This window comes from Mesorhizobium sp. M0618 (assembly GCF_040320765.1).
In the GTDB taxonomy this organism is placed as follows: Bacteria; Pseudomonadota; Alphaproteobacteria; order Rhizobiales; family Rhizobiaceae; genus Mesorhizobium.
The window spans coordinates 13,007-31,642 of record NZ_JAMYQH010000036.1 but is presented as its reverse complement, the minus strand read 5'-3'; the positions used below and the strand labels follow the sequence as shown (position 1 = coordinate 31,642).

Annotated in this window: 20 protein-coding genes and 1 tRNA gene; 14 read left to right on the top strand and 7 right to left on the bottom strand. The window is 62.6% G+C overall.

What is annotated here, in order from left to right:
• The first annotated feature begins 9 nt into the window (after window positions 1-9).
• The 8 genes from NKJ04_RS28775 to NKJ04_RS28740 all read left to right on the top strand — a co-directional run bounded on the left by NKJ04_RS28775 (window position 10) and on the right by NKJ04_RS28740 (window position 8,151).
• Window positions 10-1,089: an ABC transporter ATP-binding protein gene (locus tag NKJ04_RS28775; RefSeq protein ID WP_352678730.1), complete on the top strand. Its 1,080-nt coding sequence runs from the start codon at window positions 10-12 to the stop codon at window positions 1,087-1,089.
• A gap of 10 nt (window positions 1,090-1,099) precedes the next feature.
• On the top strand, window positions 1,100-2,167 hold the full coding sequence (locus tag NKJ04_RS28770; protein WP_023812976.1) for an ABC transporter ATP-binding protein: 1,068 nt from the start codon (window positions 1,100-1,102) through the stop codon (window positions 2,165-2,167).
• Window positions 2,168-3,034 carry a carbohydrate ABC transporter permease gene (locus NKJ04_RS28765; RefSeq protein WP_352678727.1) on the top strand — a complete coding sequence of 289 codons (867 nt, stop codon included), beginning with the start codon at window positions 2,168-2,170 and terminating at the stop codon, window positions 3,032-3,034. It abuts the gene before it with no gap.
• Between the two features lies 1 nt (window position 3,035).
• Window positions 3,036-3,959, top strand: a complete 924-nt coding sequence (locus tag NKJ04_RS28760; protein ID WP_027036701.1) for a carbohydrate ABC transporter permease — start codon at window positions 3,036-3,038, stop codon at window positions 3,957-3,959.
• A gap of 2 nt (window positions 3,960-3,961) precedes the next feature.
• The gene (locus NKJ04_RS28755) at window positions 3,962-4,243 is read left to right on the top strand and encodes a DUF2160 domain-containing protein (RefSeq protein ID WP_023812973.1); all 282 of its coding nucleotides are present in this window, start codon (window positions 3,962-3,964) and stop codon (window positions 4,241-4,243) included.
• A gap of 78 nt (window positions 4,244-4,321) precedes the next feature.
• Window positions 4,322-6,046 carry an ABC transporter substrate-binding protein gene (locus NKJ04_RS28750; RefSeq protein WP_023812972.1) on the top strand — a complete coding sequence of 575 codons (1,725 nt, stop codon included), beginning with the start codon at window positions 4,322-4,324 and terminating at the stop codon, window positions 6,044-6,046.
• A gap of 97 nt (window positions 6,047-6,143) precedes the next feature.
• A complete protein-coding gene (glpK, locus tag NKJ04_RS28745; protein WP_352678723.1) occupies window positions 6,144-7,637 on the top strand; it encodes a glycerol kinase GlpK in 1,494 nt (497 codons plus the stop codon).
• 34 nt (window positions 7,638-7,671) lie between these two features.
• Window positions 7,672-8,151 (top strand): DUF6882 domain-containing protein, encoded by a 480-nt coding sequence (locus NKJ04_RS28740; protein WP_128303598.1) that lies wholly within the window; start codon window positions 7,672-7,674, stop codon window positions 8,149-8,151.
• A 96-nt stretch (window positions 8,152-8,247) separates the two neighbouring features.
• Here NKJ04_RS28740 and NKJ04_RS28735 read toward each other — a convergent pair whose 3' ends face one another.
• On the bottom strand, window positions 8,248-8,733 hold the full coding sequence (locus NKJ04_RS28735; protein WP_023812969.1) for a BA14K family protein: 486 nt from the start codon (window positions 8,731-8,733) through the stop codon (window positions 8,248-8,250).
• 258 nt (window positions 8,734-8,991) lie between these two features.
• Here NKJ04_RS28735 and NKJ04_RS28730 point away from each other — a divergent pair.
• Window positions 8,992-9,067 (top strand) — tRNA-Lys (locus tag NKJ04_RS28730).
• A gap of 63 nt (window positions 9,068-9,130) precedes the next feature.
• Here NKJ04_RS28730 and NKJ04_RS28725 read toward each other — a convergent pair.
• From NKJ04_RS28725 to NKJ04_RS28705, 5 genes are all read right to left on the bottom strand, one after another.
• Window positions 9,131-9,601 carry a nucleoside deaminase gene (locus NKJ04_RS28725; RefSeq protein WP_352678720.1) on the bottom strand — a complete coding sequence of 157 codons (471 nt, stop codon included), beginning with the start codon at window positions 9,599-9,601 and terminating at the stop codon, window positions 9,131-9,133.
• A 252-nt stretch (window positions 9,602-9,853) separates the two neighbouring features.
• On the bottom strand, window positions 9,854-10,993 hold the full coding sequence (dprA, locus tag NKJ04_RS28720) for a DNA-processing protein DprA (RefSeq protein ID WP_352678769.1): 1,140 nt from the start codon (window positions 10,991-10,993) through the stop codon (window positions 9,854-9,856).
• 17 nt (window positions 10,994-11,010) lie between these two features.
• Window positions 11,011-11,598: a glycerol-3-phosphate 1-O-acyltransferase PlsY gene (gene plsY / locus NKJ04_RS28715; RefSeq protein ID WP_352678718.1), complete on the bottom strand. Its 588-nt coding sequence runs from the start codon at window positions 11,596-11,598 to the stop codon at window positions 11,011-11,013.
• 57 nt (window positions 11,599-11,655) lie between these two features.
• On the bottom strand, window positions 11,656-12,942 hold the full coding sequence (locus NKJ04_RS28710) for a dihydroorotase (RefSeq protein ID WP_352678716.1): 1,287 nt from the start codon (window positions 12,940-12,942) through the stop codon (window positions 11,656-11,658).
• Window positions 12,939-13,913: an aspartate carbamoyltransferase catalytic subunit gene (locus NKJ04_RS28705; protein WP_352678714.1), complete on the bottom strand. Its 975-nt coding sequence runs from the start codon at window positions 13,911-13,913 to the stop codon at window positions 12,939-12,941. Before NKJ04_RS28705 ends, NKJ04_RS28710 begins: the two co-directional genes overlap by 4 nt.
• A gap of 193 nt (window positions 13,914-14,106) precedes the next feature.
• Between NKJ04_RS28705 and NKJ04_RS28700 the strand changes: the two genes are divergently transcribed.
• From NKJ04_RS28700 to NKJ04_RS28690, 3 genes are all read left to right on the top strand, one after another.
• A complete protein-coding gene (locus tag NKJ04_RS28700; protein ID WP_352678712.1) occupies window positions 14,107-15,735 on the top strand; it encodes a DNA alkylation response protein in 1,629 nt (542 codons plus the stop codon).
• Window positions 15,736-15,929: 194 nt separating this feature from the next.
• The gene (locus NKJ04_RS28695) at window positions 15,930-16,499 is read left to right on the top strand and encodes a hypothetical protein (protein ID WP_352678710.1); all 570 of its coding nucleotides are present in this window, start codon (window positions 15,930-15,932) and stop codon (window positions 16,497-16,499) included.
• The gene (locus NKJ04_RS28690; RefSeq protein ID WP_023812962.1) at window positions 16,499-16,840 is read left to right on the top strand and encodes a DUF6105 family protein; all 342 of its coding nucleotides are present in this window, start codon (window positions 16,499-16,501) and stop codon (window positions 16,838-16,840) included. The genes NKJ04_RS28695 and NKJ04_RS28690 overlap by 1 nt, the downstream gene beginning before the upstream one ends.
• Here the strand turns inward: NKJ04_RS28690 and ruvX are convergent.
• Window positions 16,758-17,264 (bottom strand): Holliday junction resolvase RuvX, encoded by a 507-nt coding sequence (gene ruvX / locus NKJ04_RS28685; RefSeq protein ID WP_352612923.1) that lies wholly within the window; start codon window positions 17,262-17,264, stop codon window positions 16,758-16,760. The genes NKJ04_RS28690 and ruvX overlap by 83 nt on opposite strands.
• A 123-nt stretch (window positions 17,265-17,387) precedes the next feature.
• On the opposite strand from ruvX, the gene NKJ04_RS28680 reads away from it, so the two are divergent.
• Both NKJ04_RS28680 and NKJ04_RS28675 read left to right on the top strand, forming a co-directional pair.
• Window positions 17,388-18,095: a metal-dependent hydrolase gene (locus NKJ04_RS28680; RefSeq protein WP_352678707.1), complete on the top strand. Its 708-nt coding sequence runs from the start codon at window positions 17,388-17,390 to the stop codon at window positions 18,093-18,095.
• A gap of 24 nt (window positions 18,096-18,119) precedes the next feature.
• Entirely contained in the window at window positions 18,120-18,536 is a 417-nt protein-coding gene (locus NKJ04_RS28675) for a hypothetical protein (protein ID WP_352553071.1), read from the top strand.
• Window positions 18,537-18,636 lie beyond the last annotated feature (100 nt).

The window sequence follows — 18,636 nt, the reverse complement described above, 5'->3', positions numbered from 1 at the left end:
GGAGGCGTCATGCTGGAACTGAGAAACGTCACCAAGACGGTCGGTGCGGTCGAGCATATAAGCGACGTGTCGCTGACGCTCCAGCACGGCTCGCTCAACGTCCTGCTCGGACCGACGCTTTCGGGCAAGACCAGCTTGATGCGGCTGATGGCCGGCCTCGATGTGCCAACCTCCGGTTCGATCTGGTTCGACGGCCAGAATGTCACCGGCGTGCCGGTGCAGAAGCGCAAGATCGCCATGGTCTACCAGCAGTTCATCAACTATCCGGCGATGACCGTTTATGAGAACATTGCTTCGCCGCTACGGGTGGCCGGCATCGAGCAGGCCAGGATCGACAGCCAGGTACGTGAAGCCGCCGCTCTTCTCAAGCTGACACCCTATCTCGACCGCACGCCGCTCAGCCTGTCGGGCGGCCAGCAGCAGCGCACCGCGCTGGCGCGCGCCATCGTCAAGAACGCAAGCCTGGTCCTGCTCGACGAACCGCTGGCCAATCTCGACTACAAATTGCGCGAGGAACTGCGCGCCGAATTGCCCAGGATATTCGCGGCCGCCGGCACCATCTTCGTCTACGCCACGACCGAGCCGCACGAGGCCCTGCTGCTTGGCGGCAACACGGCGACGCTTTCGCAAGGCAAGATCACCCAGTTCGGACCGACCATCGAGGTGTTCCGCAAGCCGGTGGATCTGGTGACAGCCAGGACGTTTTCCGATCCGCCGCTCAACACCATCGTGCTCGCCAAGAAGGGTCGGGATTTCCTGCTCGAGGGCGGCGTGAACCTGCCGGTGCCGGCCGAACTCTCCGGCATTGCCGACGCCATCTATACGATCGGTTTTCAGCCGCACCACCTGTCGCTCGAGCGGCCCAATACGGCGGCGGTGCCGGTGCGTGCCAAGGTGACGATCACCGAGATCACCGGATCGGAGAGCTTCATCCATCTCGATTTCGCCGATGCGCGCTGGGTCATGCTGACCCATGGTATCAGGCATTTCGAGCCAGACGAGGTGGTCGAGGTGTTCATCGATCCGCGCCACATCATGGTTTTCGACGAGCACGGCAGCGCCGTGACTGCGCCGAAGCTGGCGGCTTGAGGGCAAAGAGATGGCACGCATCGACGTCAACCATGTCCGACATTCCTACCTGCCGAACCCGCAGAAGGATGCCGATTTCGCGCTGCGGGAAGTGCACCATGTCTTCGAGGACGGCGGCGCCTATGCGCTGCTCGGGCCCTCCGGTTGCGGCAAGACCACGCTGCTCAACATCATTTCGGGATTGTTGCACCCCTCGCACGGCCAGTTGCTGTTCAACGGCAAGGACGTGACCAATTTGTCGACGCAGGAGCGCAACATCGCGCAGGTGTTCCAGTTCCCGGTCATTTACGACACCATGACCGTCTACGACAATCTGGCCTTCCCGCTGCGCAACCGCGGCGTGCCGGAAGCCGATGTCGACCGCAAGGTTCGCGAGACGTTGGAGATGATCGATCTGGCGTCCTGGGCGAAGAAGAAGGCGAGGGGCCTCACCGCCGACCAGAAGCAGAAGATCTCGCTCGGCCGCGGGCTGGTGCGCTCCGACGTCAACGCAATCCTGTTCGACGAGCCGCTGACCGTCATCGATCCGCACATGAAGTGGGTGCTGCGCTCGCAGCTGAAGCAGTTGCACCGCCGCTTTGGCTACACCATGGTCTATGTGACCCACGACCAGACCGAGGCGCTGACCTTCGCCGAGCAGGTCGTGGTCATGTATGATGGCGGCATCGTGCAGATCGGCACACCGGCCGAATTGTTCGAACGGCCACGCCATACCTTTGTCGGTTATTTTATCGGCTCGCCGGGCATGAACGTCATGCCGGTGGCAATCGACGGCAAGACGGCGACACTCGGCTCGCAGCGCATCGAACTGCCGGGCGCGCCAAAGGCAGGCAGCGGCGCCGTCGAGCTCGGCATCCGTCCCGAATATGTCCGGCTCGGCCGCGAAGGCATGGCCGTGCAGGTCAGCAAGGTCGAGGATCTCGGCCGCCACAAGGTGGTGCGCGCCAAGCTCGAAGGCCGCGATATTTCTGCCGTGATCGGTGAGGACGAGACCCTGCCCGCCGATCCGAAGGTGCGGTTCGATCCGGCCGGCATCAACATCTATGCCGATTCCTGGCGTGTCGAGATGGAGGCCTAGATGGAGAAGACCTGGAACAACAAGGCCTGGTTCATGGTGCTGCCGGTCCTCCTGCTGGTGGCGTTCTCGGCGGTGATCCCGCTGATGACGGTGGTCAACTATTCGGTGCAGGACACGTTCGGAAACAACGTCTTCTTCTGGAACGGCTCGGACTGGTACACCGAAATCCTGGAGTCGGAACGCTTCTGGCTGTCGATGGTCCGCAACCTGATCTTTTCCGCAACCATCCTCGCCATCGAGATTCCGCTCGGCATCTTCATCGCTCTTAACATGCCCAAGAAAGGCTGGGGCGTGCCGGTCTGCCTGGTGATGATGGCTCTGCCGCTGCTGATCCCGTGGAACGTCGTCGGCACGATTTGGCAGGTGTTCGGCCGCATCGACATTGGCCTGCTCGGCTACACGCTGTCGTCGCTTGGCTTCGACTACAACTACGTCAACGATCCGACCGACGCCTGGGTGACGGTCATCCTGATGGACGTCTGGCACTGGACAAGCCTCGTCGTTCTGCTTTGCTACGCTGGACTGGTCTCGATCCCCGATGCCTTCTACCAGGCGGCCAAGATCGATGGTGCATCGCGCTGGGCAGTGTTCCGCTACATCCAGCTGCCGAAGATGAACCGCGTGCTTCTGATCGCGGTGCTGCTGCGCTTCATGGACTCATTCATGATCTACACCGAGCCGTTCGTCGTCACGGGCGGAGGCCCTGGCAATTCGACGACGTTCCTGTCGATAGACCTGGTCAAGATTGCGATCGGTCAGTTCGATCTCGGGCCGGCGGCCGCCATGTCGATCATCTACTTCCTGATCATCCTTTTGCTGTCTTGGGTGTTCTACACCGTCATGACCAATGTCGATGCGGAGCGCTGAGATGAGCGGCGCCAACGAAGGAACGACGAGGCAGGACCGAGTGCGTGAGACGGCGGTTTCGGACGGGCTCGCCAGCACATTGTCGCAGGACCAGCTTGCGCGGCTGATGCGCCGGCGCGGCGAAGAATCCCGGTTCTGGTGGTTGGTGCCAACGATCTACATCATCTTTCTGATGCTGCCGATCTACTGGCTGGTCAATATGAGCTTCAAGACCAATCAGGAGATTCTGGGCGCGTTTTCGCTGTGGCCGAAGAGCCCGACCCTGGCCAACTACATCGTGATCTTCACCGACCCGTCCTGGTACAAGGGCTACATCAATTCGATCATCTATGTCGTCATGAACATGGTGATCTCGGTTTCGGTGGCGCTGCCGGCGGCCTACGCTTTCTCGCGCTACCGGTTCCTCGGCGACAAGCACCTCTTCTTCTGGCTGTTGACCAACCGCATGGCGCCGCCGGCAGTGTTCGCGCTGCCGTTCTTCCAGCTCTATTCGGCGTTCGGGCTGATCGACACGCATATCGCGGTGGCGCTGGCGCACTGCCTGTTCAACGTGCCGCTGGCGGTCTGGATCCTCGAGGGTTTCATGTCCGGCGTGCCGAAGGAGATCGACGAGACCGCCTATATCGATGGCTATTCCTTCCCGCGCTTCTTCCTGAAAATCTTCATGCCGCTGATCGCAAGCGGCGTCGGCGTGGCCTGCTTCTTCTGCTTCATGTTCTCATGGGTCGAACTGCTGATCGCGCGCACCTTGACCACGACGGCCGCCAAACCGATCGCGGCGATCATGACGCGTACGGTCTCGGCCTCCGGGCTCGACTGGGGCGTGCTGGCCGCCGCCGGCGTGCTCACCATCCTTCCAGGCGCGCTCGTGATCTGGTTCGTCCGCAACTACATCGCCAAGGGCTTTGCCCTAGGGAGGGTATGACCATGAACCTCACCTGGATGGCATGGACGCTGCCAACGGCGATCTTTTTCATCACGATCCTGGTACTGCTCTGTGGCATGGCGGTCTGGGAATACGCCTCGCCTGGCGGCAATCCCCGGGTCGGCCTCCTGCGCTTCGAGACGACGCGCGGCGACCGCCTCTTTGTTTCGCTGCTCGGCAGCGCCTTTATCCATCTCGCTTGGCTGGGTCTTGTCGGACCCAACCTGTGGTGGGCTCTCGCTCTCTCCGTAGTCTACGCCGTCGGCGTGTTCCGCTACGTATAGAGGGGGAAACTGTTGGAGCGACCGCGTGCCGACGGCCGCTCCAGATCGCACTTGAAACTTGAAAAGTGGAGGAACGAAATGCGAAGGCAATTTTTAACATCAACGACTGCGCTTGTCCTGCTCTGGGGAGCAGGCCAGGCCTATGCCGGAATGGACGAAGCCAAGACTTTCCTCGATACCGAAATCAAGGACTTGTCGACGCTCGATCGCGGCGCCCAGGAAGCCGAATTGCAATGGTTCATCGATGCCGCGAAGCCTTTCGCCGGGATGGACATCAAGGTGGTCTCCGAGACCATCGATACGCATAGCTATGAGTCCAAGGTCTTGGCGCCCGCCTTCACCGCGATCACCGGCATCAAGATCACTCACGACCTGATCGGCGAAGGCGATGTCGTCGAGAAGCTGCAGACGCAGATGCAGTCGGGCGAAAACATTTACGACGCCTACGTCAACGACTCCGACCTGATCGGCACCCACTGGCGGTACCAGCAGGCGCGCAGCCTGACCAAGTGGATGGCGAATGAGGGCAAGGATGTCACCAATCCCAACCTCGACCTCGCCGACTTCATCGGCACCAAGTTCACGACCGCTCCGGACGGCGACCTCTACCAGCTGCCCGACCAGCAGTTCGCGAATCTCTACTGGTTCCGCTACGACTGGTTCAACGACGAGAAGAACAAGGCCGATTTCAAGGCCAAGTACGGCTACGACCTCGGCGTTCCGGTCAACTGGTCGGCCTATGAGGACATCGCCGAGTTCTTCACCGGCCGCGAAATCGACGGCAAGAAGGTCTATGGCCACATGGACTACGGCAAGAAGGACCCGTCGCTCGGCTGGCGGTTCACCGACGCATGGCTGTCGATGGCCGGCAACGGCGATAAGGGCCTGCCAAACGGTCTTCCCGTCGACGAATGGGGCATCAAGGTCAACGAGAAGTCGCAGCCTGTCGGCTCGTGCGTCGCGCGCGGCGGCGACACCAATGGCCCGGCTTCCGTGTATTCGATCCAGAAGTACCTGGATTGGCTGAAGGCCTATGCGCCGCCGGAAGCCCAAGGCATGACGTTCGGCGAATCCGGCCCCGTCCCGTCGCAGGGCACGGTCGCGCAGCAGATGTTCACTTACACCGCCTTCACCGCCTCCTTCGTCAAGGAAGGGCTGCCGGTCGTGAACGCGGACGGCACCCCGAAATGGCGCTTTGCTCCCTCGCCGCATGGCGTCTACTGGAAGGACGGCATGAAGCTCGGCTACCAGGACGTGGGTTCATGGACGCTTCTCAAGTCCACGCCTGACGATCGCGCCAAGGCCGCCTGGCTCTATGCGCAGTTCGTCGTATCGAAGACGGTCGACGTGAAGAAGAGCCATGTCGGCCTGACGCTGATCCGCGAGTCGACGATCCAGGACAAGAGCTTCACGGAACGCGCTCCGAAGCTCGGCGGCCTGATCGAGTTCTACCGCTCGCCGGCCCGTGTTCAGTGGTCGCCGACCGGAACGAACGTTCCGGACTATCCGAAGCTGGCACAGCTCTGGTGGCAGGCGATCGGCGATGCGTCGTCGGGTGCCAAGACGGCACAGGAGGCGATGGACTCGCTTTGCTCTGAGCAGGAAAAGGTCATGGAACGCCTGGAAAAGGCCGGCATCCAGGGCGATATCGGCCCGAAGATGGCCGAAGAGCATGACCTCGCCTACTGGAACGCCGACGCGGTCAAGAAGGGCAATCTCGCTCCTCAGTTGAAGATCGAGAACGAGAAGGAAAAGCCGGTCACCATCAATTACGACGAGCTGGTGAAGAGCTGGCAAAAGTAAGGCTGTTCTAAGCGGGCGTCTGCGCCCGTGTGACATTGGGGGAGGCGGCATCTTGCCGTCTCCCCTGTTTGTGTAAAAGACAAAGCGGGGAGGCATAATGACGGGATATATCCTTGCCATCGACCAGGGCACGACTTCGACCCGGGCGATACTGTTCGACGGCGAGATGAAGGTCGCCGGCAGCGGGCAAAAGGAATTCGCCCAGCACTATCCGGCTTCCGGCTGGGTCGAGCACGATCCCGAGGATATCTGGGCGAGTGTGGTGTCGACCGTGAAGGCGGCGCTGAAGAAGGCCGGCCGGAATGCTTCCGACGTGGCCGCGATCGGCATCACCAATCAGCGCGAAACCGTGGTCATCTGGGACAGAGCGACCGGCAAGCCGATCCACAATGCCATTGTCTGGCAGGACCGGCGCACCGCGCCGCTGTGCCAGAAACTCAAGAAGCAAGGGTTGGAGAAGACATTCACCAAGAAAACCGGGCTGCTGCTCGATCCCTATTTTTCCGGCACCAAAATCGCCTGGATGCTGGACAAGGTGAAGGGCGCCAGAAAACGCGCCGAGAAGGGCGAACTGCTCGCCGGCACCATCGACAGTTTCCTGATCTGGCGGCTGACCGGCGGCAAGGTCCACGCCACGGACGCCACCAACGCCTCGCGCACGCTGGTCTACAACATCGCTGAGAATGCCTGGGACGACGAGCTGCTGTCGATCCTCAACATCCCGGCAAAAATGCTTCCCGAGGTGAAAGACTGCGCCGATGACTATGGAATCACGGAGAAAAATCTCTTTGGCGCCGAGATAAGAATCCTCGGTGTCGCCGGCGACCAGCATGCGGCAACCATCGGCCAAGCCTGCTTCGAGCCAGGCATGATGAAATCGACCTACGGCACCGGCTGCTTTGCGCTGCTCAACACGGATAGCGACCTGGTGCGCTCGAAGAACCGGCTCTTGACCACTATCGCCTACAGGCTGAACGGCAAGACGACCTATGCGCTGGAAGGTTCGATCTTCATTGCAGGGGCCGCGGTGCAGTGGCTGCGCGACGGCGTCAAGGTGATCGGCAAGGCCGAGCAGAGCGGCAAACTGGCTGATGAAGCTGATCCGACGCAAAATGTCTATCTGGTGCCCGCCTTCGTCGGGCTGGGCGCGCCGCATTGGGATGCCGAAGCACGCGGCGCCATCTTTGGGCTGACCCGCAATTCCGGCCCGGCGGAGTTTGCCCGCGCCGCCCTGGAAGCCGTGGCCTACCAGACGCGCGACCTGCTCGACGCCATGCGCAAGGACTGGAAGGGCGCTTCTGCCAAGACCGTGCTGCGGGTCGACGGGGGCATGGTGGCGTCGGACTGGACGATGCAGCGTCTGGCCGACATCCTCGATGCACCGGTCGACCGCCCGACCATTCTGGAGACGACGGCGCTCGGTGCCGCCTGGCTGGCCGGCTCGAAGGCAGGTGTGTGGCCGGATGCCAAGAAGTTTGCGAAGAGTTGGGCACTCGAACGGCGCTTCAAGCCGGACATGGATGGCTCCGTGCGCGCAGCCAAGCTCGCTGGTTGGCGCGATGCTGTGCGCAGGACGCTCAGCGTGTCATAAACAGCCATCAGTGGCGGGTGATGGGGCGCGAGGAATGCAGCCAGACTGGTATCCTGCTTGGCGCGACGAGGCTATCGAACAGCTGAAGGCCAAGAATGCACGCTTGAAAAAAGATCTCCACCTCGGTAGCTGGTTGCGCTATGACTATGACCTGACGGCCGGAACGCTTCTGTTCTCGCAAGACGGGGTCGCCAAGGTCGTCACCGAAATCCAGATTGTCGGCTCAACGAGCACGGAGGCCGGAAACTGGCTGTGGGCTTGGGCAAATTCCAGCCTGCCCAGCGAGCTCCTCAGCGATGCAAAGCTAGTCCGATCCTTCGGAGAGCAGAATGGCATCGACGAACTGGCCCAAGCCTATGCGACGGATGCGGACAATGCGCTGGAAGTGGTTGGTTGGGAACTCAGTGCGGTGATGGCCCGTATCTGCAATGGGTTGGGTATCTATCGTTGTCCCAGCAGAGAGGACGGCGGTGGCTTTTATCTGATGCTCAAGAGCATCAACTGGGCAAGCTGACGGCAACTGTTCGTCTTCCGGCCAAAGGATCAAAAGCCCGCGCCGTTGCCGGCGCGAGCTCCACTAACGCATCTCAGCTACTTAAACGCGCCTTGATCAGTAAGGCGAACGGCACTCCTTGCGAGGGCCGTAATTCGGCTGGAACGTGTTGTCCGAAGCACGGTAGCTGCGATAGCGGTCGTAGCACCATTGGACGTGGGCGTTGCCTCCGTAGACGCGGTTGTTTTCGTTGTTGATGATTGCGCCGGTAATCAGCGCGCCAGTAGCGAAGGCGGCAAGCGGGAACCAATAATCGCCGTGACGACGGTAGCCGGGGCGATATTCGCGATAGCCGCGATGGCCGTTCCAATATGCGCCGCGATTGCGGGAAAAATTGCGGTCACGCGAAAAACTGCGGTCACGCGAAAAATTGCGATTGTGGCGGTCCTTACGCCACTCCCGGTACTGGACTGTCTGCACATCCGGCACCGCGACCTGGGATTGCGGCACATAGTTCGGTTGGGCATTAACGGACACCGCCTCCGCCGCAACGAATGTGACGGAGAGAGTGGCCGCCAGCAGGCTCGTTGTGATTCTGTTCATTGGTCTTCTCCTCGATAGTTTGGCGGACGTCCCTGTGCCGGGAAAACGAGCGGCGCATACAATTGTTCCCCAGACTGGATGCCGCTGTCGGGCAGAAATGCCAGTGTTCCCTTGGCTGTTCTCCCACCGATGGCGCGGCTGGCAAGTGTCGCGACAGGGCGAAGCCGCCCGTGTCTGCGAGCCCTCTTTTTCCGGTTGACCGGTCGAGGCACTCTCCCTATGTTCCGCGCAATTTCGAGGGCCGCCTTTCGCCCGCGGGAGCGCGTAGCTCAGCCGGTAGAGCAACTGACTTTTAATCAGTAGGTCATGGGTTCGAATCCCATCGCGCTCACCAAATCCACGCGATAAACTGTCACCCATCTCTCGGGAAGGGCACACCACAACTGGCTCGAAGCCGTCAGCGCTTCCAGAAATCGCGGTGCGGTGCGAGCATCTCGTCGGCGATTTCTGGGAAGGGGCCAAAGACCTCGATCTTTTTCTGGCCAGAGTCGAGGACGGTGCGCGAAGAGAGGCTCATCGTCGGATTCTCTGCGTGATCCCCGGTGAGCGCCAGCATCTCGGTCTCCTCGAAGCCGTAGACCAGCCGGCCGATATTCGCCCAGTAGAGCGTTCCGGTGCACATCGCGCAGGGCTCACCGGTTGAGACCAGCGTGCATTGCCATAAGAACTCCGGCTCGTAGGCTGCCGCGGCGCGCCGGGCGAGCTCCGTCTCGGCGTGGCGCACCGTGTCGAGATTGCCTTGCCGCATCAGCACCCGATCGTCCGGCCCGACCAGCACGCAACCAAACGGATGATGCCCATGCGCCGCCGCCTCGCGCGCGACCGCGTCGGCGGATCGAAGGTGGGCGAGCATCTGATCGCGTGTCATGGCAAGATCCTGTCATGCCGACATCCACCGATGAGCGGCTGAGCGAGATTGGTGCCAACGGACGCGAGTGGCAAGAGCCAACTTTTGCTTGAGACCTTTGCCTCGGGATATCAGACCTTTGCCCTACAATCCGCCGGCCGGTCTTGGCGTCGAACAGATGAGCACAGGCGCGGCAAAGCGGAAAGCCGGCTGAAAAGGCCATCCTCGCCGAGCTTCTCGAAGGAGTTCGGCGGCGCGAAAATGCGAACAGCGTCAGACCGAAGGCTCCCCGAACACCAGCGAAACATTGGCGCCGGCGTGGCGTTCGAGCCGGCCGGCGAGGTCGAGTTCCAGCAGCACCATGAAGACCTGGGCCGGGTGCAGGCCGGTGTGGCGGATGATCTCGTCGACCGCCACTGGCGTCGGGCCGAGCGCCTCGATGACGCGGGCGCGGTCGCTTTCGCCGGGCGGTGGTGTGGCCGAGAAGTCGGGCGGCTCTTCGAACGGCGGCACGTCGGGCGCCCGCATGCCGGTCAGCGGGGCGATCGCCCTGGAAATATCCGATGCCTCGGTGACCAGGGTGGCACCATCCTTGAGCAGGCCGTTGGTACCGGCGGCGCGTGGATCGAGCGGTGAGCCCGGCACGGCAAAGACCAGCCGGCCCATTTCGCCGGCAAGCCTGGCGCTGATCAGGGAGCCGGAGCGTTGCGCTGCCTCGACCACCACCAGCCCAAGGACCGCACCCGCAACAAGGCGGTTGCGGCGCGGAAAATCCTGGGCGCGCGGCTGCCAGCCGAACGGCATCTCCGAAATGATGGCGCCACGCTCGGCGATTTCCTCGCACAGGCCGGCATTTTCAGGCGGGTAGGGCAGGTCGAGTCCTCCGGCCAGCACGCCGATCGTGCCAGTCGCAAGACTGCCCTGATGCGCCGCCGTGTCGATGCCGCGCGCCAGGCCGGAGACGATTGCGTAGCCGTCGCGGCCAAGATCCGCCGCCAGCATGCGCGCCATCTTGATGCCGGCCAGCGATGCGTTGCGCGCACCGACAATGGCGACCCCCGGCAGTCGGAAGACAGCGGCATTGCCCTTGACCGCCAGCAGCGGCGGCGGATGGTCCATGTTGCGCAAGAGCTGGGGATAGTCAGGCTCACCAATGCCGACAAAGCGTGCGCCAGCCTTTCTGGCCGTTTCCAATTCGGCCTCGGCTTCGGCAACGGAAGGGATGCGGGCGATCCGGCGGGCGCCGCCCGAAATCATCAGTTCCGGAAGTATCTCCAGCGCCACCTCGGCAGAACCGAAGCGGTTGATCAGGTCGCGAAAAGAGGCGGGGCCGACATTCTGGGTGCGGATCAGCCGTAGCCAGCTCAGCCGCTGCCGGTCGCTGAGGCGCGGCCCGGCGGCCGGCCCACTCACCACGGCGGCAGGCTCGCTCACCCCTTGGCTCCGATCTTGCCCTCGGTGCCGGCAAGCAGGCGCGAAATGTTTTCCCGGTGCTTGATGAAAACGATGATGCTCATCAGCACGAACAAGGCCGCATTCTGTGGTGTGCTCAGCACATAGAGGGCGATCGGCACGATGACCGCCGCTGTCAGCGCCGCAAGCGAGGAATACCGGAAGAGGAATGCCATCACCAGCCAGGCGACGGCGAAGATCAGCGCCACCTGCCAGGCAAGGCCGATCAGCACACCGAGGTAGGTGGCGACGCCCTTGCCGCCCTTGAAACCGAGCCAGACCGGGAAGAGATGACCGAGAAAGGCGCCGAGGCCGGCCCAGATCGCCAGGTCAGGCGCAAAATGGCCTGATATCAGCACGGCGGCCGTGCCCTTCAGCGCGTCGAGCAGCAGTGTCGCGGCGGCAAGGCCCTTGTTGCCGGTGCGCAGAACATTGGTGGCGCCGATGTTGCCGGAGCCGATCTTGCGCACATCGCCAAGGCCGGCGGCGCGGGTGAGCAGAAGCCCGAACGGAATCGAGCCAAGCAAATAGCCGAACACGAGCGCTGGGATGAGGCTGTAAATCATTGTTTCCCCCGCATTTCCCCAGTTCGGCCGGATCAGGCGCGGTGCGCCGTGGCCGGTTCAGGCGGAAAACACTGTGCGGCCCGCAATCAGCGTTTGCAAGACCTTGCCTTGCAGTCGCGCGCCTTCGAAACAGGTGTTTTTCGACCGCGAACGAATGCCGCTTTCACTGACAATCCAGGGCTCGTCGAGATCGACCAGCGCAAGATCGGCGACAGCGCCCGGTTTCAGCGTGCCGCCGGGCAGGCCGAACAGTTTTGCCGGGGCGGTGGACAGGGTCTCGATCAGCCGGAGCAACGGCACGTCGCCATTGTGGTAGAGCCGCAATGCGGCGCCCAGCAGGGTCTCCAGCCCGATGGCGCCCGCCGCTGCATCGGCGAAGGGCAGGCGCTTGGTGTCGACGTCCTGCGGATCATGCGAGGAGACGATGATGTCGATCGTGCCGTCCCTGACCGCCTCGATCATCGCCAACCGGTCTTCCTCGGCGCGCAAAGGTGGCGTCAGGCGGAAGAAGGTGCGGTATTCGCCGACATCGTTTTCATTCAGCGACAGATTGTGGATCGCCACGCCTGACGTCACCGTCGCGCCGTCGGCTTTCGCACGCGTTATGGCGTTTGCCGCCATCGCCGTCGAGATCTTTGCTGCATGGTACGAACCACGCGTCAGCCGGGCCAAGGCCAGATCGCGCTCCAGCGGGATGGATTCCGCTTCGCGCGGAACGCCGGAGAGGCCGAGCCAACTGGCGTAGAGGCCTTCATTCATCACGCCGGATGAACCGAGGTCCGCATCCTGCGTCTCATGCACGATGGTGGCGCCGAAGTCGCGCGCATAGGTCAGCGCGCGGCGCATCACCAGCGCGCTCGATATGGTGTGACGGCCATCGGTGAAGGCGACGGCGCCGGCTTCGCGCAGCAGGCCGAACTCGGTCATTTCGCGCCCGTCGAGGCCCTTGGTGATCGCCGCAGCCGGAAAGACGTTGACGATGGCCGTGTCCTTGGCGGTGCGCAGCACGAATTCGACCAGCGCCACATTGTCGATCACCGGATCGGTATCGGGCATCATGACGATGGATGTGACGCCGCCGGCTGCCGCCGCGACACTCGCCGACGCAATGGTCTCGCGATGCTCGCCGCCCGGTTCGCCGATGAAGACGCGGCCGTCGATCAGGCCTGGAATGATCGCCTTGCCGGCGCAGTCGACGACGATAGCGCCCTCGGGCGCGCCCTGGTTCAGCGCTGCCTTGCCGGCGGCAACGATCTTGCGGCCATCGACGATGACGGCGCCGACTTCATCGATGCCCCGCGAGGGGTCGACGATGCGGACGCGCTCGAAAACCGTCGTGCTCATGCGCCGCGGCCCTCGTGATTGCGGCCCTCTTGATTACGACGGGGGTCGAGCAGGGCCTCCATGACGGCCATACGCACGGCAACGCCCATCTCGACCTGTTCCTGGATGACGCTTTGCGGACCATCGGCGATTTCCGAGGCGATCTCGACGCCGCGGTTCATCGGTCCGGGATGCATCACCAGTGCGTCGTCCTTGGCCGCCTTCAGTTTCTCCGCATCGAGGCCGAAATAGCGGAAATATTCGCGCACCGAAGGCACGAAGGCGCCTTCCATGCGCTCGCGCTGCAAGCGCAGCATCATCACCACGTCGGCACCCTTGAGGCCCTCGGCCATCGATCGGGTGACAATAACACCCATCTTCTCGATGCCCGACGGCAGCAGCGTTGACGGCGCAACGACGCGCACCTGCGCGCCAAGCGCGTTGAGGAGCATGATGTTGGAGCGCGCCACGCGCGAATGCAGGATGTCGCCGCAGATCGCCACGATCAGCTTCGACAGCGGGCCCTTGGCGCGGCGAATGGTCAGCGCGTCGAGCAGTGCCTGTGTCGGATGCTCATGCGCGCCGTCGCCGGCATTGACGACGGAGCAGCCGACCTTCTGCGCAAGCAGCGCTGCCGCTCCCGCCGATTGGTGGCGGATGATCAGGATGTCGGGCCGCATGGCGTTCAGCGTCATCGCCGTGTCGATCAGCGTCTCGCCCTTCTTCACCGAAGAGCTCGCCACCGACATGTTCATGACATCGGCGCCGAGCCGCTTTCCGGCCAGCTCGAACGACGACTGCGTACGCGTCGAGGCTTCATAGAAGAGGTTGATCTGTGTGCGACCGCGCAGCGTCGAGGTTTTCTTCTCCGACTGCCGCGAGATCGCGACCGCCCGGTCCGCCCTGTCGAGCAACAGCTCGATATCGGCGGGGGAAAGGTCGCGGATGCCCAGAAGATGGCGATGAGGATAGGGGGACGAAGCGTCGGTCATCTCAAGGCGCTGCTATAGGGTGGAGACTTTGCGGCTGCAAGCGCCAGCTTTGCATTGCAGCCGTTCTCCTCAATTTTTTCGTGTAGATAGCCGATTGTATCGGCCGGTATTTTCATCGCGCGCGCTGCATGGCTTGGCTATATCTAGCCGACAGCCTCGGATTCGTGGCTTTCTGACGATAGAAGGATTGGGCGTGACCGACGACGTGACGAACCAGCCGCCGCCGCTGACGGGCGGCAACGCCTGGCGGGGCGATCCGTTGCTGATCCAGCTAGCGGAGCGTTTTTCCGATCCGGTGCGCAAGGAACTCGATGGTCTCGGCCGCTTTGTGCTGACGCAGGAGGCGCAGGAATTGGCGCGCCTCGCCAATGTCGAGACGCCGAAGCTCAGGACGCATGATCGCCAGGGACGGCGCATCGACGTGGTCGAGTTCCATCCCGCCTATCACGCCTTGATGCGCCGCTCTGTGGCCAACGGGCTGCATTCCTCGGTGTGGGAGAACGGCGACACCGAGATCGGCCGCCGCCATCAGGTCCGCGCCGCCCGGTTTTATCTGACGGCTGAGCTGGAGACCGGGCATCTGTGCCCCATCACCATGACCAACGCTTCGCTGGCGGCCTTGATGGCCAGCCCGAAACTGTTTCGCGAATGGGCGCCGCGCGTGACGACGCGCAAATACGACCAGAGCCAGAAACCGCCGGTCGAGAAGACCGGGCTGACCCTCGGCATGGGCATGACCGAGAAACAGGGCGGCACCGATGTGCGCGCCAATGTGACGAGGGCGGAACGCGCCGGCAGCGGTTTTTATCGTCTGAACGGGCACAAATGGTTCATGTCCGCGCCGATGTCGGATGCCTTCCTGGTGCTGGCGCAGGCGCCTGAGGGACTATCGTGCTTCCTCGTGCCGCGCGTTCTCGGTGACGGTTCGGGCAACGGCTTCCGCTTTCAGCGGCTGAAGGACAAGCTCGGCAATCGTTCCAACGCCTCCTCCGAAGTCGAATTTGTCAATGCCATCGGCGAGATGGTCGGCGAAGCCGGTGCCGGTGTGAAGACGATCATGGACATGGTCACCCTGACCCGGCTCGATTGTGCCATCGCATCGTCGGCGATCATGCGCGCGGGCCTGGCCGAGGCCGTTCACCACGCCCGCCATCGCCAGGTGTTCGGTTCGACCCTGATCGAGCAGCCGTTGATGCAGCGCGTTCTGGCCGACATGGCGCTCGATGTCGCCGCCGCCACCGCGCTGTCGTTCCGGTTGGCGCGCTCCTTCGACGAGGCGGCCAGCGATCGCGGCGAGGCGGCGTTTGCTCGGGCCATGACGCCGGTCGTCAAATACTGGGTCTGCAAGATCGCGCCGCCTTTGCTCTATGAGACTATGGAGTGCCTCGGCGGCAATGGCTATGTCGAGGAGGCGCCACTCGCCCGCTACTATCGCGAGGCCCCGGTCAACGCGATCTGGGAAGGCTCGGGCAATGTCATGGCGCTTGATGTGCTGCGCGTGCTCGGCCGTGCGCCCGGCCTGTTCGAGGATGTGCTGGCCGGCATCGACCGTGATCTCGGCGCCGGCGGACGCGGCACGATCGGCGTGCTGAAGGCGGCGATGCAGGTTGCCTCAACCGACGAAGGTTCTGCCCGGCTGCTGACCGAGCAGCTGGCGCTGTCGGCTGCGGCGGCGGAATTGCGCCGTCTGGGGGCAGGGCGGATCGCCGACGCTTTCGTCGAGACGCGTTTGGCCGGCCAATGGCGCAACACCTATGGCATGATCGATTCGCGCCACGATGCACGCATGATCATCGACACGCTCTATCCGCCGGTGAACTGAGCCGCGAGCATCGCAAAAACCGGCGCCATCCACAGTTTTGACGCGTTGGCGGGCATCTTCACGCGTATGGCTAATCGCCGTTAACCTTAACAAATGGTTTCCATTGCGATGGCGGACGGCAAGGCCCACTGTCCTAGTGCAAGCAGGGAATGGTTCAGATTGGCCGTCTCTTGCTTTGCGAAGCAGGAACACCGATGCGACAGGTACTGACCTCTTTTCTGGCCTTGCACTGGGCGATTGTTTTCGCCCTGCTTGCGCTAATCTGCATCGACGGAAACCGGGGTGTGGCGGCGGCGCTCGGCGTGCTGGGCACTACAATCGAGGGTACCCGCTTCGTCGACCTCGACAATTTCGTCGTCGTGGCGCCGCTCGCCACCGCATTGCTTGTCGTCGCGGTTCTGTTTTTCTGGGCCTTTGTCGAAGCCCTGGTCAACGACGCGACCAGCTCGGGCGCCGACAGCGTCGCCCGCATCGCCTTCATATGCGCGTCCGGCGTGTTGTCGCTGATCGTCGTCGGTGGCGCCGCGCAAGGCATCAACGGGCTGTTCATGGCTGTCGCCGTGCAACTGGCGGCACTTCTGGCGTCCTATGTCGCCATGCTTGCCGAACGGCGATCCTTGGTTGCGACAGCGGCTTCGGGCGAAAGCGAGATCCATGCCGTCGCGCACGGCATGGCAAAAGCCGCGGCCCACAATTCGCTGCTTTCACTCATATCAGGCCGAACGGTGTCCAAGACCGGCTCCCATCCCAGGGGAGGCCGCTGATGCGCTACATCTTCGGATTCTGGGCGGCGCCGATGGCGATTTTCTGGGGCTGGTTCTATCTGTCGGCCAATGACATCAATTTCGGCTACACGATGCTCAGCCGACAGATGCACGACTTCTTCTTCCAGCTCTATGGTCAGATGCTCGGCATCGACCCGGCGATCATTCCCGGCATGGTGGCGAAGACGTGCGTCTTCGACGGGTTGCTGCTGATGGCGCTTTGGGCCTTCCGCCGTCGCCGCGAAATCGCCGGCTGGGTCAGACAGCGCTGGGCGGGTCCGGTTCCGTTCGAGCGGATGCGTGGAGCGACTGAAGCCGGTCCAAAACTCCCTGCAGAATAAACGCGGCAGCCGCCGAATCGATCTTGCCGGCGCGTTTGCGGCGCGAGAAATCCATCTCGATCAGCGTCCTTTCGGCCGCGACCGTCGATAGTCTCTCATCCCAGAGCACGAACGGCAGGTCGCTTATCTGGGCCATGTTGCGGACGAAGGCGCGTGATTTCTGCGCACGCGGACCTTCCGAACCGTCCATGTTGATCGGCAGCCCAATCACCACCGCGCCGGCATTCTCCTTGTGCAGCAAGGCGAGCAGCACCGCCGCATCGAGCGAGAATTTCCTTCGCATGATGACCGGGCGCGGATGGGCGAAGGAAAACCTCTGGTCCGAGACCGCGACGCCGATCGTCTTGTCGCCGAGGTCAAGCCCCGCCAGCGTCTTGCCGCCGGTTAGCCGCGCCGGCAATTCCTCGATCGTGATAATGCCCACCGGCCGTCCTTCGCCTTTCACCACCACGTGTTTTGTCAAACGCGTGGCGGACACAGTAACCCTTTGATCTCCGGGCCGTCGGCGTTCTATCCTTTGGCAAGATAAAAATCGAGGAATGCATTCATGAAACTGACCTGGTACGGCCACTCGGCCTTTCGCATCGAGACCGCTGATGCCAAGATCCTCATCGATCCCTATCTGATCGGCAATCCGTCCTGGACGGGCGGCTGGGAGGGACCGGCCGAGGGGATCACGCATGTGCTGCTGACGCATGGCCATAGCGACCACATCAGCGGCGCCGTGGAAGTGCTCGGCAAAAGCGGCGCCCAATTGGTCGCCAATTTCGAGATCTGCATGTATCTGGTCGGCAAGGGTGTCAGCGACAAGAAGATCAACCCGGGCAACATCGGCGGCACCGTCGATTGCGGCAGCTTCACCACCACTTTTGTCCAGGCGCTGCACTCATCCTCGTTCCCCGGCGAGGGCGGCCAGAACACCTATCTCGGCAATCCGGGCGGCCTCGTCCTGCATTTCCCGGAAGACAAGACGCTCTATCACATGGGCGACACCGACATCTTCTCCGACATGGCGCTGATCAACGAGTTGCATGAACCCAAGGTCGGCCTGGTGCCGATCGGCGACCGCTTCACCATGGGCGGCGCGGTGGCTGCACTTGCCTGCCGGCGTTTCTTCAAATTCGATACCGTGGTTCCCTGTCACTTCGGCACGTTTCCGATGATCGATCCGACCGCCGACAAGTTCGAGGCCGGCATGGAAGGGTCCGGCGTGACGGTGGCATCGCCTGATATCGGTGAGACGATTACGATCTAGGCGTGGCGAAAGCGGAATAAGACCATGGCTTTGAGGAAATCTCTTTGTGTATCGATGTTGGTCGCGGCGTCGCCCGCGCTCGCCGCGGATGATTTCATCGAGGGCGTCTACCTGCAATCCGAGGAGCTTTGCAAACAGGCCAAAAAGGACACGCTGCAAACGCTGATCGACGCAGGCAACATCGTGCTTTCGGCGCACGGCCTGCAGAGCGTCGAATACAATTGCGAGTTTCTGCAGATCAGCAAGGCCACGGCTTCGCCGAGCTGGGCGGTGACGGCCATCTGCCAGGAACCGGGTTATGTCTTTCCCGACGTTCTCTCCGTGACGCAAATGAACGCCAAGCAGATCGATCTCGTGTCGGTTCGGCCCGTCGACGACGAAAGCGAAGCAAGCGGCAACAGCGGCAGCTACTATCTGTGCGAAGGCGTTGCTCTGCCATAGACGTATTCTGAGGGCCCACGAGCGGGCCGCCGGCACAGCCTGGTCTCTCGCACGATGCATGTTGCGCAGCGCGCGCGGCGCCGCTATAGCCCGAACTGGT

Excerpts from the sequence above, each read along its gene's own strand:
- NKJ04_RS28750 (WP_023812972.1), top strand. The coding sequence starts at position 4,322 with ATGCGAAGGCAATTTTTAACATCAACGACTGCGCTTGTCCTGCTCTGG.
- NKJ04_RS28695 (WP_352678710.1), top strand. The coding sequence starts at position 15,930 with ATGCGACAGGTACTGACCTCTTTTCTGGCCTTGCACTGGGCGATTGTT.
- NKJ04_RS28675 (WP_352553071.1), top strand. The coding sequence starts at position 18,120 with ATGGCTTTGAGGAAATCTCTTTGTGTATCGATGTTGGTCGCGGCGTCG.
- NKJ04_RS28735 (WP_023812969.1), bottom strand. The coding sequence starts at position 8,733 with ATGAACAGAATCACAACGAGCCTGCTGGCGGCCACTCTCTCCGTCACA.
- NKJ04_RS28765 (WP_352678727.1), top strand. The coding sequence starts at position 2,168 with ATGGAGAAGACCTGGAACAACAAGGCCTGGTTCATGGTGCTGCCGGTC.
- NKJ04_RS28690 (WP_023812962.1), top strand. The coding sequence starts at position 16,499 with ATGCGCTACATCTTCGGATTCTGGGCGGCGCCGATGGCGATTTTCTGG.
- glpK (WP_352678723.1), top strand. The coding sequence starts at position 6,144 with ATGACGGGATATATCCTTGCCATCGACCAGGGCACGACTTCGACCCGG.
- NKJ04_RS28740 (WP_128303598.1), top strand. The coding sequence starts at position 7,672 with ATGCAGCCAGACTGGTATCCTGCTTGGCGCGACGAGGCTATCGAACAG.
- NKJ04_RS28760 (WP_027036701.1), top strand. The coding sequence starts at position 3,036 with ATGAGCGGCGCCAACGAAGGAACGACGAGGCAGGACCGAGTGCGTGAG.
- plsY (WP_352678718.1), bottom strand. The coding sequence starts at position 11,598 with ATGATTTACAGCCTCATCCCAGCGCTCGTGTTCGGCTATTTGCTTGGC.
- NKJ04_RS28775 (WP_352678730.1), top strand. The coding sequence starts at position 10 with ATGCTGGAACTGAGAAACGTCACCAAGACGGTCGGTGCGGTCGAGCAT.
- NKJ04_RS28770 (WP_023812976.1), top strand. The coding sequence starts at position 1,100 with ATGGCACGCATCGACGTCAACCATGTCCGACATTCCTACCTGCCGAAC.
- NKJ04_RS28725 (WP_352678720.1), bottom strand. The coding sequence starts at position 9,601 with ATGACACGCGATCAGATGCTCGCCCACCTTCGATCCGCCGACGCGGTC.
- NKJ04_RS28705 (WP_352678714.1), bottom strand. The coding sequence starts at position 13,913 with ATGACCGACGCTTCGTCCCCCTATCCTCATCGCCATCTTCTGGGCATC.
- NKJ04_RS28680 (WP_352678707.1), top strand. The coding sequence starts at position 17,388 with ATGAAACTGACCTGGTACGGCCACTCGGCCTTTCGCATCGAGACCGCT.
- NKJ04_RS28710 (WP_352678716.1), bottom strand. The coding sequence starts at position 12,942 with ATGAGCACGACGGTTTTCGAGCGCGTCCGCATCGTCGACCCCTCGCGG.
- NKJ04_RS28755 (WP_023812973.1), top strand. The coding sequence starts at position 3,962 with ATGAACCTCACCTGGATGGCATGGACGCTGCCAACGGCGATCTTTTTC.